This window comes from Pseudomonas sp. PDM17 (assembly GCF_014851985.1).
GTDB lineage: Bacteria > Pseudomonadota > Gammaproteobacteria > Pseudomonadales > Pseudomonadaceae > Pseudomonas.
Window position 1 is genome coordinate 226040 of sequence record NZ_JACVAT010000004.1, and the last position, 13533, is coordinate 239572.

The window sequence follows — 13533 nt, forward strand, 5'->3', positions numbered from 1 at the left end:
AAGTTCCTTTACACCCACTTAACCCCTGCAAAATCAGGGGGTTTCAGCGCGGCGCCAGCTCGCGCAGGTGGCGCGCCACGGCCAGCCAGGCGCCGATCCAGCCCAGCAGCACAGCGCCGATGGTGAGCGACAGGCCGTCGTCGACCGGTACGCCCGCCAGGCCGAAATCACTGCCGTACAGCCCGGCCAGGTTGACCACGGAGCTGTTCAGCCAGTCCAGGCCGAAGGCCAGCAGGGCCCAGGACAGGATGCCCGCGCCCAGGCCGTACAACGCCCCCATATAGAGGAAGGGGCGACGCACGTAGCCGTCCGTCCCGCCGACCAGCTTGATGACTTCGATTTCGTTACGGCGGTTTTCGATGTGCAGGCGGATGGTGTTGCCGATCACCAGCAACAGGGTCAGCACCAGCAGGAGGGTCAGGCCGAAGACGAAGCGGTCGCCCAGCTTGAGGATCGCCGACAGCCGCTCGACCCAGACCAGGTCCAGCTGCGCCTGTTGTACACCCGGCAGCTCCGACAACCTTTGACGCAAGGCATCCAGCTGGGCCTTGTCGATCTGCTTGGGCGTCACCGAGATGACCGCCGGCAGCGGGTTGTCAGGCAATTCCTTCAGCGCCTCGCCGAGACCGGACTGCTCCTGCAGCTCTTTCAGCGCATCGTCGCGGCTGATCAGCTGCGCTTCGATCACGTCGGGCATCTTCTCGATCTGTTCGCGCAGGTCCTGGCCCTGGGCCTCGCTGGCCTTCAGGTCGAGGAACAGGGAAATCTGTGCGGCGCGCTGCCAGGAGCCGCCAAGGCGCTCGACGTTGTTCAGCAGCAGCGACAGGCCCATGGGCAGGCTCAGGGTGATGCCCATCACCAGGCAGGTGAAGAAGCTGCCAAAGGGGTGGCTGACCAGGCGGTGCAGGCTGTCCATCAGGCTGGCGCGGTGGTTTTCCGCGTAGGCCGAAAGGGACGCGCTGTGGTCCTGGTGTTCGTTGTCCTCCGGGCGCTCGCGGGTGTTGCGCGTCGGGGTGCCTTCTTCGTCGCCGCGGGGCAGGTCATTGGCGCTCATCAGGCGTTCTCCTCACGGTCGGCGATGATCCGGCCGCGCTGCAGGGTGATCATCCGGTGGCGCATGCGCGCGATCAGTGCCAGGTCGTGGCTGGCGATCAGCACGGTGGTGCCCAGGCGATTGATGTCTTCGAACACGGACATGATTTCCGAGGCCAGGCGCGGATCGAGGTTGCCGGTGGGTTCGTCGGCGAGCAGCAGGGCCGGACGGTGCACCACCGCGCGGGCGATGCCGACGCGCTGCTGCTGGCCGGTGGAGAGATCGGACGGACGGTCCTCGGCCTTCTCCTTGAGGTTCACCCGGTCCAGCGCCGCTTCGACGCGGTAGGCGATGTCCGCCTTGGGCAGGCCGAGGATCTGCATCGGCAGGGCGACGTTCTCGAACACGCTGCGGTCATCGAGCAACTGGTGGTTCTGGAACACCACGCCGATCTGCCGGCGCAGGAAGGGAATCTGCGCGGTGGAGATGCGCGAGACGTCCTGCCCGCCGAGCAGCAGCTTGCCGGAGGTGGGTCGCTCCATCGCCAGGATCAGGCGCAGCAGGGTGCTCTTGCCCGCACCGGAGTGTCCGGTGACGAACATGATCTCGCCGCGCGGCACGCGGAACGAAATCTCGTGCAGGCCGACGTGGCCGTTGGGATAGCGTTTGCCAACCTGCTCGAAACGGATCATGCGATTTCCCGGGTCTCGAAGAGTGCACGGACGAAAGCATCGGCTTCGAAGGTTCGCAGATCGTCGATCCCTTCGCCGACACCGATGTAGCGGATCGGCAGGCCGAACTGCTTGGCCAGGGCGAAGATCACCCCACCCTTGGCGGTGCCGTCCAGTTTGGTCAGGGCCAGGCCGGTGAGTTCCACGGCATTGTTGAACTGCTTGGCCTGGTTGATGGCGTTCTGCCCGGTACCGGCGTCGAGCACCAGCAGGACTTCGTGGGGAGCCGTCTCGTCCAGCTTGCCGATCACGCGGCGCACCTTCTTCAGCTCTTCCATCAGGTTGTCCTTGGTGTGCAGGCGACCGGCGGTATCGGCGATCAGCACGTCCACGCCACGGGCCTTGGCGGCCTGCACGGCATCGAAGATCACCGAGGCGGAGTCCGCGCCGGTGTGCTGGGCGATCACGGCGATGTTGTTGCGCTCGCCCCAGACCTGCAGCTGCTCGACGGCGGCGGCACGGAAGGTGTCACCGGCGGCCAGCATGACTTTCTTGCCATCGAGCTGCAGCTTCTTCGCCAGCTTGCCGATGGTGGTGGTCTTGCCGACACCGTTCACACCGACCACGAGGATCACGTAGGGCTGCTTGTCGCGAGTGATGGTCAGCGGCTGCTCGACGGGGCGCAGCAGGCCGGCCAGCTCTTCCTGCAGGGCCTTGTACAGCGCTTCGCTGTCGGCCAGTTCCTTGCGCGCCACGCGCTTGGTCAGGTTCTGCACGATGGTGGTGGTGGCCTCGACGCCGACGTCGGCGGTCAGCAGGCGGGTCTCGATCTCGTCGAGCAGGTCGTCGTCGATGGCCTTCTTGCCCAGGAACAGGCTGGCCATGCCTTCGCCGAGGCTGGCGCTGGTCTTCGACAGGCCCTGCTTGAGGCGGGCGAAGAAGCCAATCCTGGCCGGCTCGCTGGCAGCAGGCTTGGCCTGCGGCTCGGGCTCGGGCTGCGGAGCGGGCTCCGGCTCCGGCTCCGGCTGGACGACCACAACGGGGGCTTCGGCAACGGGTTCGGGCTGAACCGGCGCGGCGACAGGTGCCGGTTCGACCGCGGCGACCGGCTGGACAGCCGGCTGCGGCGCCTCGGCAACCACTGGCGGCGCAACGGGTTGCGGCTCAGGCTGCGGCGCGGGCTGAGCTTCAGGTTGCAGAGCGGGCTGCGCCAGCGGCTCGACCGGCACGCTGGCCGGTACCACGTCGACTATCGGTTCGGGCGTCGGCTCGGGCGTCGGTTCCGGAGTCAGCTCGGCGCGCGGGGCAACCGGCTCGGCCTGGACGGCGGGAGCCTGCTCGGAGGCGGGGGCCGGTTCGGCGGCAACAGGCTGTTCAGCCTGTGGCTCGGCTTGCGCGGCGGGTTGTTCCTCGGCCTGGGGCTTCTTGCGCCACCAGCCGAACAGACCCTTCTTCTCCCCGGCTGGCGGGGCCTTCTTGTCGTCGTTGGAACCAAACATGTAGGGATCGAATCTCTAGGGGGCGCCACACAGGCAGGCAACAAAGAGCCAGGCAGAAAAAAGCCTCGAAACAGCTTTGAGAAGCCCTGAACGTGGCCGCCCGGAAAACGGATGGGTATCCTAGCATCTCCTCGCCCGCCGGGGTTAAGAGGCTGGCCGCCAGCCTGCATAGACCCCGCGGACAGCCCGAAAGGTTCAGTCCACGATGAAAACCCTTGCACGCCGCCACGCCGGCCTGCTGCTCGGCTCCCTGTTGCTGCCGCTGATGGCGAGCGCCGCGGAACCACAGCCCACCCACGAATACACCCTGGACAACGGCCTGAAGGTCGTTGTCCGCGAGGACCACCGCGCCCCCGTGGTGGTTTCCCAGCTCTGGTACAAGGTCGGCTCCAGCTACGAGACGCCCGGCCTCACCGGACTCTCCCACGCCTTGGAGCACATGATGTTCAAGGGCAGCCGCAAGCTCGGCCCCGGCCAGGCTTCGCTGGTGCTGCGCGACCTCGGCGCGGAAGAGAACGCCTTCACCACCGACGACTACACCGCCTATTACCAGGTGCTGGCCCGCGACCGCCTGCCGGTGGCGCTGGAGCTGGAAGCCGACCGCATGGCGCACCTCGCCCTGCCGGCCGACCAGTTCAAGAGCGAGATCGAGGTGATCAAGGAAGAGCGCCGCCTGCGCACCGAGGACAAGCCCAGCGCGCTGGCCTTCGAGCGCTTCAAGGCCGCCGCCTACCCCGCCAGCGGCTACCGCACGCCGACCATCGGCTGGATGGCCGACCTGCAGCGCATGACCATCGACGACCTGCGCCACTGGTACGAGGCCTGGTACGCGCCGAACAACGCCACGCTGGTGGTGGTCGGCGACGTCAGCGGCGATGAGGTGAAGGCCCTGGCCGAGAAGTATTTCGGCGAGATCCCCAAGCGCGACCTGCCCGCCGCGCGCAAGCCGCTGGAACTGGCCGAGCCGGGCGAGCGCCGCCTGAAGCTGCACGTGCGCACCCAGTTGCCCAGCCTGATCATGGGCTTCAACGTGCCGACCCTGGGCAGCAGCGATGACTCGAAACAGATCAACGCCCTGCGCCTGATCTCGGCGATCCTCGACGGCGGCTACAGCGCGCGCCTGTCCGCGCGCCTTGAGCGCGGCGAGGAAATCGTCGCCGGCGCCTCGGCCTCCTACGACGCCTTCTCCCGTGGCGATGGCCTGTTCTTCCTCTCGGCCACCCCCAACGTGCAGACCGGCAAGACCCTCGACCAGGTCGAGGCCGCGCTGTGGAAGCAGCTGGAAGACCTCAAGCAGAACCCGCCGAGCAAGGAAGAACTGGAGCGCGTGCGCGCCCAGGTCATCGCCGGGCTGGTCTACGAGCGCGATTCCATCGCCGGACAGGCCAGCACCATTGGCGAGCTGGAAAGCGTCGGCCTCGGCTGGCGTCTGGCGGACAAGGACCTGGAAGCCATCCAGGCCGTCACCGCCGAAGACATCCAGCAAGCCGCCCGCACCTACTTCACCCGCTCCCGCCTGACCCTCGCCCAGGTCCTGCCGGAAGTCGCCACCGACAAGGAGCCGAGCCATGAGTGAACGCAATGGCCTGCGCTACGGCCTGGTCGGGCTGATCGTCATCGCGCTGATCGCCGGACTGGTGCTGTTCGTTTCCCGCCCCGCCGCCGAGACGGCGGCTGCCGCGCCCGCCCCCACGCCAGCACCTGCAAAGCCGGCTGCCGCCGAAGCCGCCGCGCCCACCGGCCTGCAATCCCTCGCCGAGGCTGCCGGCAGGGCGCCCAGCCACCGCAAGCTGAACATCCAGCAATGGCAGACCGTCGAAGGCGCCCGCGTGCTGTTCGTCGAGGCCCATGAGCTGCCGATGTTCGACCTGCGCCTGACCTTCGCCGCCGGCAGCAGCCAGGACGGCGACAGCTACGGCCTGGCCATGCTGACCAACGCCATGCTCAACGAAGGCGTGCCCGGCAAGGACACCAGCGCCATCGCTGCCGGCTTCGACGACCTCGGCGCCAACTTCGGCAACGGTTCCTACCGCGACATGGCGGTGGCCAGCCTGCGCAGCCTCAGTGAGCCGACCAAACGCGACGCCGCGCTGGCGTTGTTCGACCAGGTGATCGGCCAGCCGACCTTTCCCGAGGACGCCCTGGCACGCATCAAGAACCAGGTCATGGCCGGCTTCGAGTACCAGAAGCAGAACCCCGGCAAGCTGGCGGGTCTGGAGCTGTTCAAGCGGCTCTACGGCGACCACCCCTACGCCCACTCCAGCGACGGCAACGAACAGTCGGTGCCGAAGATCAGCGTTGCCCAGCTGCGCGCCTTCCACCAGAAGGCCTACGCCGCCGGCAACGTGGTCATCGCACTGGTCGGCGACCTGACCCGCGAGCAGGCCGAAGCCATCGCCGGCAGCGTCTCCAGATCCCTGCCCAAGGGCCCTGCCCTGCCCGCACCGGGCGAGCCGCAGATGCCCAAGGCCGGCGTCACCCACATCGAGTTCCCGTCCAAGCAGACCCAACTGATGCTGGCGCAGCTGGGCATCACCCGTAACGACCCGGACTACGCCGCGCTCTACCTGGGCAACCAGATCCTCGGCGGCGGCGGCTTCGGCACCCGTCTGATGGACCAGGTGCGCGAGAAGCGCGGCCTGACCTACGGCGTGTACTCCGGCTTCACCGGCATGCAGTCGCGCGGGCCGTTCACCATCGGCCTGCAGACCCGCGCCGAGATGAGCGAAGGCACTCTCAAACTGGTCCAGGACATCGTCCGCGACTACCTCGACAAGGGCCCGACACAGAAGGAACTCGACGACGCCAAGCGCGAGCTGGCCGGCAGCTTCCCGCTGTCCACCGCGAGCAACGCCGACATCGTCGGCCAGCTGGGCGCCATCGGCTTCTACAACCTGCCGCTGGATTACCTGGAAACCTTCCTCGGCCAGGTCCAGGGCCTGAGCGTGGAACAGGTGAAGCAAGCCATGCGCCGCCACCTCGACCCGGACGCTTTCGTGATCGTCACCGCCGGCCCCACCGTGCCGCAGCAGCCGCTGCCGCCGCCCACCGACAAACCCGCCGCGCAACCTGCCGGCGTACCGGAGCACTGATGAGCAAACGACCCGGCGGCGCCCCGCGCGCCGCACAGAAGCCCCACGGCGGCCAGGGCCAGCTGCGCATCATCGGCGGCGAATGGCGCAGCCGGCGCTTCGCCTTCCCCGACGGCCCGGGCCTGCGCCCGACGCCCGACCGCGTGCGCGAGACCCTGTTCAACTGGCTGGCGCCCTACGTCCCCGGCGCCCGCGTGCTCGACCCCTTCGCCGGCAGCGGCGCGCTGTTCCTCGAAGCGCTGTCCCGTGGCGCCAGCGCGGGCCTTGCGCTGGACACCAACGGCGAAGCGGTGGCCGCCCTGCGCGGCACCCTCGACACCTTGAAGTGCGCCACCGGCCAGTTGGTGATGACCGACGCCCTGCGCTACCTGGACAACCAGGCCGCGCAGCCTTTCGACCTGGTCTTCCTCGACCCGCCCTTCCACCAGGACCTGCTGCAGAACGCCTGCCGTCTGCTGGAAGAACGCGGCTGGCTGGCCAATGACGCGTGGGTCTACACCGAAAGCGAAGCCGTGCCCTCCAGCCTCGGCCTGCCGGGCAACTGGCGGCTGCACCGGGAGAAGAAGGCTGGCTCGGTGCATTACGCGCTGTGGCAGCGGGAAGGTTGACGGATGCCGGATGCCCTTCGCGAACAGCTGCTGGCGCTGGACGAACGCTGCTTCGCGCAGCCCGTCAGCGACTGGGCCGGCGACATCACCCTGCCTGCCGAGCTGGAACGCTTCTACCGTGAAGTCGGTCCCTGCGACTGCACCCTGGACACCGCCGGCAACCCGTTCTTCATTCCCTCGCTGGCGAAGCTGTGGAAGCAGCAGGCCGGCTACCGCTGGCACGGCCTGACCGGCGAGCGGCTGGCAGGGTGGAGCGAGGACTGGATCGTGGTGGCGGACCAGGGCGCCGATCCCTTCATCTTCGAGAGCTCCACCGGCCGCATCCTCTTCGACCAGCACGGAGGTCCCTGGGACCCCGCGCCGATGTTCGATGACCTCTGGCAGATGACCGCCTGCCTTGCCACTTTCGCCCGAGTGTGGCGCGGCGCCGGCGAGGCCATCTACGCCGAGGATTACAGCGTCAACCCGCTGTACCGCCGCGGGCTGATCGACGAGCTGACGCCGCTGCTCGGCGACGCCCGCCGCGCGCAGGACCTGGCCGACGAGTTCGGCTGGTAGCGAGCCTTATTGGCTCGCCGGCCCCGTCGCGTCTACTGCCTCTGCTGCGTCGGCCGCGCTGGCCTCCACGGCCTCCGGCTCAGGCGAGGCGTTGTCCACACCGCGACCGGCATGCCGGCGATCCGGCGCGCCGGAGCAATCGGCAGTGCCGGACAGCTCGCCATCCAGCGCGGCGTGGCCCCAGTTCTCCAGGCGGGTGTACCAGGCCGCGTCCTCGGCAGTCTTCAACCAGGCGATGGCTTCCGCGTCCTGCTGCTGTGCGGCCTTTTCCAGCCAGAGCCGCGCCTGCAACTTGTTCATCCCCGAACCAGCGCCGTTCCAATAGGCCTCGCCGACCTTGAACTGGGCGCGGGCGCTGCCCCGGGTCGCCGCCTTGCAGAACCACTGGAAGGCCTTTTCGCGGCTGGCGGCGTAGCGGTCCAGCAGGGCAGCTTCTTCGTCGTTGGCGGCGCCATAGACTCCCTGCGAATCGTCCAGGTAGAACCAGCCCAGGTTGGTCTCCGCGTCTTCACTACCGGCCTTGGCCGCGCGCTCGAACCAGGTGCCGGCCTTGACCCGGTCCTTGTCGACGCCTTCGCCGCTCCAGTAGAGGACGCCCATCTCGTTCTGTGCGCCGGCGTTGCCCTGCTCGGCCGCTCTGGCGAACCAGCGCGCCGCTTCGGCCTTGTCCTGCGGACCACCGTCGCCGTCGCGATAGAGCATGGCCAGCTGGATCTGCGCACGGGCCAAGCCGGCCTCGGCAGCCTTGCCCCACCATTTGCGCGCACCGGCGTAGTTCTGCTGGTGGTAGAAATAGGCGCCGAGATCGAACAGGGCCTGCGGCTCGCCCGCTGCGGCGGCCTGCTGCAGGCGGGTGAACTCGGCGAACAGCTCTTCACCGCGCGGATCACTCTGCTCGGTGCTGGGCGACGCCTCACTGAAATCGGATGAGGCGTCCTCGGCCCAGGCAAATGCGGGCAAGGCGAATGAGAGAGCGGACAGGAACACCCAACGGCTGAACATACGTGACAATCCTCATGTCGGTTGAAGCGGTCGGCCATCCCGGCGCGACCTCGTGGCGGTGGTTTGGGGACCTCAGATTGACTTGCCGACATCGACGGTGCTGGTGCGCACCAGCTCCACGCCGTCGACCACCATCTTCCATTGGCTACCGTCCTGATAGGGTGGTTTCGAGACCTTGAAGTGCGTATCGAAGGGACCGAAGCCCACGGTGAAGCCGTCGGCTTCGTAGCTCTTGATCGGCGCCTCGATGGACCTCGACGTACTGCCCGCCACCCGCTTGTAGGCGACGCGACCATCCGCCGTCACCAGCAGACTCATCTGCGGCGCGGTCCACAGGCCGACGTAGGAGCGATGCTCCTGCGGCACCGGCTCGCCGCACGCGGCCAGCCACACCAGCAGGCTCAACGCCGCGATTTTCTTCCACATTCCTTCCCCTCCTTTGCGTGGGTTTTCCTGACGACGGATGCAGGAGGCCTCCATCGCACGGCCGAGTTGGCGTTACTATCACGACTCGTCGGCCCCATTCGATCCGTGATGACTATACCCTCCCCGTTCAAACCCGCCTGGTGGTTACCCGGCCCGCACCTGCAAACCCTCTATGGCTCGCTCGCACGCAAGGCGCCCAGCCTCGAGCGCACGCGCGAGCGCCTGTGGCTGGAGGATGGCGACTTCATCGACCTCGACTGGCACGGCCCGCACGAGGCGGATGCGCCGCTGGTGCTGGCGCTGCACGGGCTGACTGGCTCGTCGTCCTCGCACTACATCCTCGGCGTGCAGCAGCAGCTGGCGGCGCAAGGATGGGCCAGCGTCGCGCTGAACTGGCGCGGCTGCTCGGGCGAGTCGAACCTGCTGCCGCGCGGCTATCACTCGGGCGTCAGCGAAGACCTCGCCTCGGTGGTCGCCCACGTCCGCGCCAAGCGGCCGATGGCGCCGCTCTACGCAGTGGGCTATTCGCTGGGCGGCAACGTATTGCTCAAGTACCTGGGCGAAGCCTCGGACAGCTGCCCGCTGAAAGGCGCGGTCGCGGTGTCGGTCCCCTTCCGCCTGGACCAGTGCGCCGACCGCATCGGCATCGGTTTCTCCAGGGTCTACCAGGCGCACTTCATGCGCGAGCTGGTGACCTATGTGCAGACCAAGCGCCAGGCCTTCGCTGCCGGCGGCCACGCGGAAAACCTCGCCGCGCTGGAGCGCCTCGGGCCGCTGGACGGCATGCGCACCTTCTGGGACTTCGACGACCGGGTGACTGCGCCCCTGCACGGTTTCGCCGACGTGCACGACTACTACCGGCGCGCCTCCAGCCGCTATTACCTGGGCGGTATCCGCGTGCCGACGCTGATCATCCAGTCCAGCGACGATCCGTTCATCCACGCCCACAGCGTGCCGCAGCTGGACGAGCTGTCGGCTTCGACGCAGATGGAGTTGCTGCCCCATGGCGGCCATGTCGGTTTCATCGGCGGCTCGCCCGGGCGCCCGGACTATTACCTGGAGCGGCGCATCCCGCAGTGGCTGCGCGAACGGCGGGAAGCCTGACTGCGCTGGGTCAGCCCCTGGACGCGGGAATGAGGCAGACTGAAGGTGCACCCGGAAGGAAACGCCAGAAAGGAGCGCCGCCATGCACGACACGCCGCTGACGATTCTGCACAACGAACCGCTGAGTGATGCCCAGTGCGCGGGCATCGCCGCGCTGTACCGCGCGGTGGGCTGGGGTTCGCCCGGCACCACGGCGGAACTGCGCGATCTCTACGAGTTTTCCAGCTACTTCCTGCTGGCCGTGGACGGTGAGCAGGTACTCGGCCTGTTGCGCGCGGAAAGCGAGACAGCGCAGACAACCTGGCTGGCGGAAATCGCCGTGCTGCCGGGTTTCCAGTCACGCGGGATCGGCCTTGCGCTGATGGCGCGCTTCCTCGCCGATCACCCCAACCGCACGCTCTACACCGATGCCACCGAGGGTGTGGAGGCGTTCTTCCTGCGCCACGGCATCGCCCTGCGCCGGCCAAGGGTGCCGGGGCCGCGCCAGGTGGATGCTTAACGTGTTGGGCAGTGCGGTCGGCGGATAACGCTGGCGCGTTATCCGCCCTACGAAACGGTTGAGTGTTAGGCGGATAACCGTTCACGGTTATCCGCCGTCTGAAGATCAGTCTTCCAGCGGCACGTACAAGCGGTCGAACACCGCCGCCACAGCCTCGCGGAACGCCGGGGCGATGTGGCCGCTTTCCAGCGCCAGCACCTGGTAGATACCGCGCCGCATCAGCGCTTCGCTGAGGTCATTGGCCACTTCGCGGGTGGTGCACAGGTAGCGCACCCAGGAAGTGAGGATGATCCAGGCGTTGAGGGTCAGGGCCTCGAGCTGGGGTTCGTCCATCTGCAGGATGCCGGCGTCGACGAAGCCCCGGTAGATCCCCTTGGCGTTGTCCATCGCGCGACGGGCGAAGGCGCGGTAGCCGGCGGCCAGTTCCGGGTCGGAATCCAGCAGGTGTTCCAGGTCGCGGTGCAGGAAGCGGTAGTGCCACATCGCGGCGAGCAGCGCTTCCAGGTAGAAGGTCTTGTCCTCCACCGTCAGCGCGCGCCCCTCGGGCAGGTGCAGGAACTGGTCGACGTGGCTTTCGTACTCGGCGAACAGCTGGGCGATGATCACCTGCTTGTTGCGGTAGTGGTAGTACAGGTTGCCCGGCGAGATACCCAGGTGCGCGGCGATGTGGTTGGTGGTGACGCTGCGCTCACCCTGGGCATTGAACAGCTCAAGGCTGGCCTGGGCGATGCGGTCACGGGTGTTGATGCGTGGTGCCATTGCCAAAACTCGTCGAAGCGGATTGCGCGGACGCAAAGGTACACCGATTGCTACCACCTGACACAACTGTCGGGCTCGCCCAACTTTTCGTTGGCTGGGCCCGGCGGCGCGGAACCGGCATGCTGATTGACACTCTAGAGCAATTGCTCTAAAAAACCAGCGACAGCATAAAAACGCGAGGCATCCGGGATTCCTGTGCGAATCATCCGAGAGCCTCCCCACCACGCTTGCGCCAGGAGCCCGTCATGGTTGCCGATATCGCCTACCTGCAGCAGACCCAGCAGCAGATCAGTCAGCTGGAAACCCTTCTCGAACGCCAGCGCCAGGCGTACCGCGCCAACCCGATGCCTGACGCCGGCCAGCGCATCCAGTGGCTGAAGAGCCTCGCCAACCTGCTGGTCACCGAGCAGAAGGCGATCATCGATGCGATCAGCAGCGACTTCAGCAACCGCTCCGCCGACGAGACCCTGCTCGCCGAAGTGATGCCCAGCCTGCACGGCGTGCACTACGCGACCAAGCGCGTGAAGAAGTGGATGAAACCGTCGCGCCGCAGCGTGGGCATGCAGTTCATGCCGGCCTCGGCCAAGGTCATCTACCAGCCGCTGGGTGTGGTCGGCGTGATCGTGCCGTGGAACTACCCACTGTTCCTCGCCATCGGCCCGCTGACCGGGGCGCTCGCCGCCGGCAACAGGGTGATGATCAAGATGAGCGAATCCACCCCGGAATCTGCCCGCGTGCTGAAAGAGCTGCTGGGCAAGGTATTCCCCGAAGACCTGGTCGCCGTGGTGCAAGGTGAAGTGGATGTGGGCGTGGCCTTCTCCAAGCTGCCTTTCGACCACCTGCTGTTCACCGGCGCCACCAGCGTTGGCAAGCACGTGATGCGCGCCGCCGCCGAGAACCTCACCCCGGTCACCCTGGAGCTGGGCGGCAAGTCGCCGGCCATCGTTTCCACCAGCGTGCCGATGAAGGACGCCGCCGAGCGCATCGCCTTCGGCAAGTCGCTCAACGCCGGCCAGACCTGCGTGGCGCCGGACTATGTGCTGGTGCCGCAGAACCGCGTCGACGAGTTCGTCGAGAGCTACCGCCAGGTGGTCCAGGGCTTCTTCCCGAAACTGGAGAACAACCCCGACTACACCGCGATCATCAACGAGCGCCAGCTGTCGCGCCTGAACAGCTACCTCGCCGACGCCCAGGCCCGCGGCGCCACCGTCGTGCCGCTGTTCCCGCAGGCCCAGGGCCGCCGCCTGCCCCAGGCACTGGTGCTGAACGTGACCGACGAGATGAAGATCATGCAGGAAGAGATCTTCGGCCCGCTGCTGCCGGTGATCCCCTACCAGAACCTCGACCAGGCGCTCAGCTACATCAACGAACGCGACCGCCCGCTGGCGCTGTACTACTTCGGCTACGACAAGCGCGAGCAGGACCATGTGCTGGCCCAGACCCACTCGGGCGGCGTGTGCCTGAACGACACCCTGCTGCACGTTGCCCAGGACGACATGCCCTTCGGCGGCGTCGGCCCGTCCGGCATGGGCCACTACCATGGCCACGAAGGCTTCCTGACCTTCTCCAAGGCCAAGGGCGTGTTCAGCAAGCCGCGCTTCAACGCCGCGCGGGTGATCTATCCGCCCTACGGCAAGGCGCTGCAGAAGCTGGTCTACAAGCTGTTCATCCGCTGACCGCCGCCATCCACCACAGGTGCCCTCTACACAGGTGACAGAACAAGAATGACAGACACCTCCCTGAGCGCGCCGGGACTCTCCCGGCGCGGCGTGCTCAAGATCGGCCTGCTGGGCGGGGCCTTCCTCGCCACGGCGGGCGTCACGGCCACCCTGAGCGGCTGCTCGGCCAGTACCCCGGCCAACGGTTTCGCCGTGCTGCGCGATTCCGACATGCCCTTCCTGCGTGCGCTGATTCCGGTGATGCTGGCCGGTGCCGTGCCCGCCGAGCGCATGGCCGAGGCGGTCAAGGGCACCATCGAAAGCCTCGACAACAGCCTCAACCACCTCTCCCCGGAGATGCTCAAGCTCACCGTGCAGCTGTTCGACGTGCTCGCCCTGCCGGTCACCCGCGGACCGCTCACCGGCATCTGGGGCAGCTGGGACAACGCCAGCGCGGACGACGTGAAGAACTTCCTGCAGCGCTGGCAGAACAGCTTCATCTCCCTGCTGAAGATGGGCCACAGCTCGCTGCTGCAACTGGTGATGATGGCCTGGTACGGCCGCACGGAGTCCTGGGGCCACTGCGGCTATCCCGGACCGCCGAAGATCTGATGTCACCAGAAC

The 13533-nt window shown here is 67.3% G+C and carries 14 protein-coding genes; 8 read left to right on the top strand and 6 right to left on the bottom strand.

The features are described 5' to 3' along the window. Nucleotides 1–43 precede the first annotated feature (43 nt). From ftsX to ftsY, 3 genes are read right to left on the bottom strand one after another with little or no spacing between them, the layout of a single operon-like run. Nucleotides 44–1054 (bottom strand): permease-like cell division protein FtsX, encoded by a 1011-nt coding sequence (ftsX, locus tag IB256_RS15250; RefSeq protein WP_081519575.1) that lies wholly within the window; start codon nt 1052–1054, stop codon nt 44–46. After that, nucleotides 1054–1725 (bottom strand): cell division ATP-binding protein FtsE, encoded by a 672-nt coding sequence (gene ftsE, locus IB256_RS15255; RefSeq protein WP_017520095.1) that lies wholly within the window; start codon nt 1723–1725, stop codon nt 1054–1056. The genes ftsX and ftsE overlap by 1 nt, the downstream gene beginning before the upstream one ends. Next, nucleotides 1722–3203, bottom strand: coding sequence for a signal recognition particle-docking protein FtsY (gene ftsY, locus IB256_RS15260; protein ID WP_192403129.1), 1482 nt, complete (start codon nt 3201–3203; stop codon nt 1722–1724). The genes ftsE and ftsY overlap by 4 nt, the downstream gene beginning before the upstream one ends. Before the next feature lie 205 nt (nt 3204–3408). On the opposite strand from ftsY, the gene IB256_RS15265 reads away from it, so the two are divergent. From IB256_RS15265 to IB256_RS15280, 4 genes are read left to right on the top strand one after another with little or no spacing between them, the layout of a single operon-like run. Further along, a complete protein-coding gene (locus IB256_RS15265) occupies nt 3409–4779 on the top strand; it encodes a M16 family metallopeptidase (RefSeq protein WP_192293819.1) in 1371 nt (456 codons plus the stop codon). Then, nucleotides 4772–6295, top strand: a complete 1524-nt coding sequence (locus IB256_RS15270) for a M16 family metallopeptidase (RefSeq protein WP_192403131.1) — start codon at nt 4772–4774, stop codon at nt 6293–6295. The genes IB256_RS15265 and IB256_RS15270 overlap by 8 nt, the downstream gene beginning before the upstream one ends. Further along, nucleotides 6295–6903, top strand: coding sequence for a 16S rRNA (guanine(966)-N(2))-methyltransferase RsmD (gene rsmD, locus IB256_RS15275; protein ID WP_192293823.1), 609 nt, complete (start codon nt 6295–6297; stop codon nt 6901–6903). Before IB256_RS15270 ends, rsmD begins: the two co-directional genes overlap by 1 nt. 3 nt (nt 6904–6906) lie before the next feature. Then, on the top strand, nt 6907–7461 hold the full coding sequence (locus IB256_RS15280) for a hypothetical protein (protein ID WP_192293825.1): 555 nt from the start codon (nt 6907–6909) through the stop codon (nt 7459–7461). Nucleotides 7462–7467: 6 nt separating this feature from the next. Here the strand turns inward: IB256_RS15280 and IB256_RS15285 are convergent, their stop codons facing one another. Together IB256_RS15285 and IB256_RS15290 are read right to left on the bottom strand one after the other, a co-directional pair. Next, entirely contained in the window at nt 7468–8463 is a 996-nt protein-coding gene (locus IB256_RS15285; RefSeq protein WP_192293827.1) for a tetratricopeptide repeat protein, read from the bottom strand. Between the two features lie 72 nt (nt 8464–8535). Next, on the bottom strand, nt 8536–8889 hold the full coding sequence (locus IB256_RS15290) for a hypothetical protein (RefSeq protein ID WP_081519568.1): 354 nt from the start codon (nt 8887–8889) through the stop codon (nt 8536–8538). A gap of 108 nt (nt 8890–8997) precedes the next feature. Here IB256_RS15290 and IB256_RS15295 point away from each other — a divergent pair, with 108 nt between their 5' ends. Continuing rightward, the gene (locus IB256_RS15295) at nt 8998–9993 is read left to right on the top strand and encodes a hydrolase (protein WP_192293831.1); all 996 of its coding nucleotides are present in this window, start codon (nt 8998–9000) and stop codon (nt 9991–9993) included. Nucleotides 9994–10075: 82 nt separating this feature from the next. After that, nucleotides 10076–10492 carry a GNAT family N-acetyltransferase gene (locus IB256_RS15300; protein ID WP_192293833.1) on the top strand — a complete coding sequence of 139 codons (417 nt, stop codon included), beginning with the start codon at nt 10076–10078 and terminating at the stop codon, nt 10490–10492. A gap of 105 nt (nt 10493–10597) precedes the next feature. Here IB256_RS15300 and IB256_RS15305 read toward each other — a convergent pair whose 3' ends face one another. After that, entirely contained in the window at nt 10598–11251 is a 654-nt protein-coding gene (locus tag IB256_RS15305) for a TetR/AcrR family transcriptional regulator (RefSeq protein ID WP_192403133.1), read from the bottom strand. Nucleotides 11252–11496: 245 nt separating this feature from the next. Here IB256_RS15305 and IB256_RS15310 point away from each other — a divergent pair, with 245 nt between their 5' ends. Then, nucleotides 11497–12927 carry a coniferyl aldehyde dehydrogenase gene (locus IB256_RS15310; RefSeq protein WP_151189041.1) on the top strand — a complete coding sequence of 477 codons (1431 nt, stop codon included), beginning with the start codon at nt 11497–11499 and terminating at the stop codon, nt 12925–12927. A gap of 48 nt (nt 12928–12975) precedes the next feature. Continuing rightward, nucleotides 12976–13521, top strand: coding sequence for a twin-arginine translocation pathway signal protein (locus IB256_RS15315; protein WP_192293837.1), 546 nt, complete (start codon nt 12976–12978; stop codon nt 13519–13521). Nucleotides 13522–13533 lie beyond the last annotated feature (12 nt).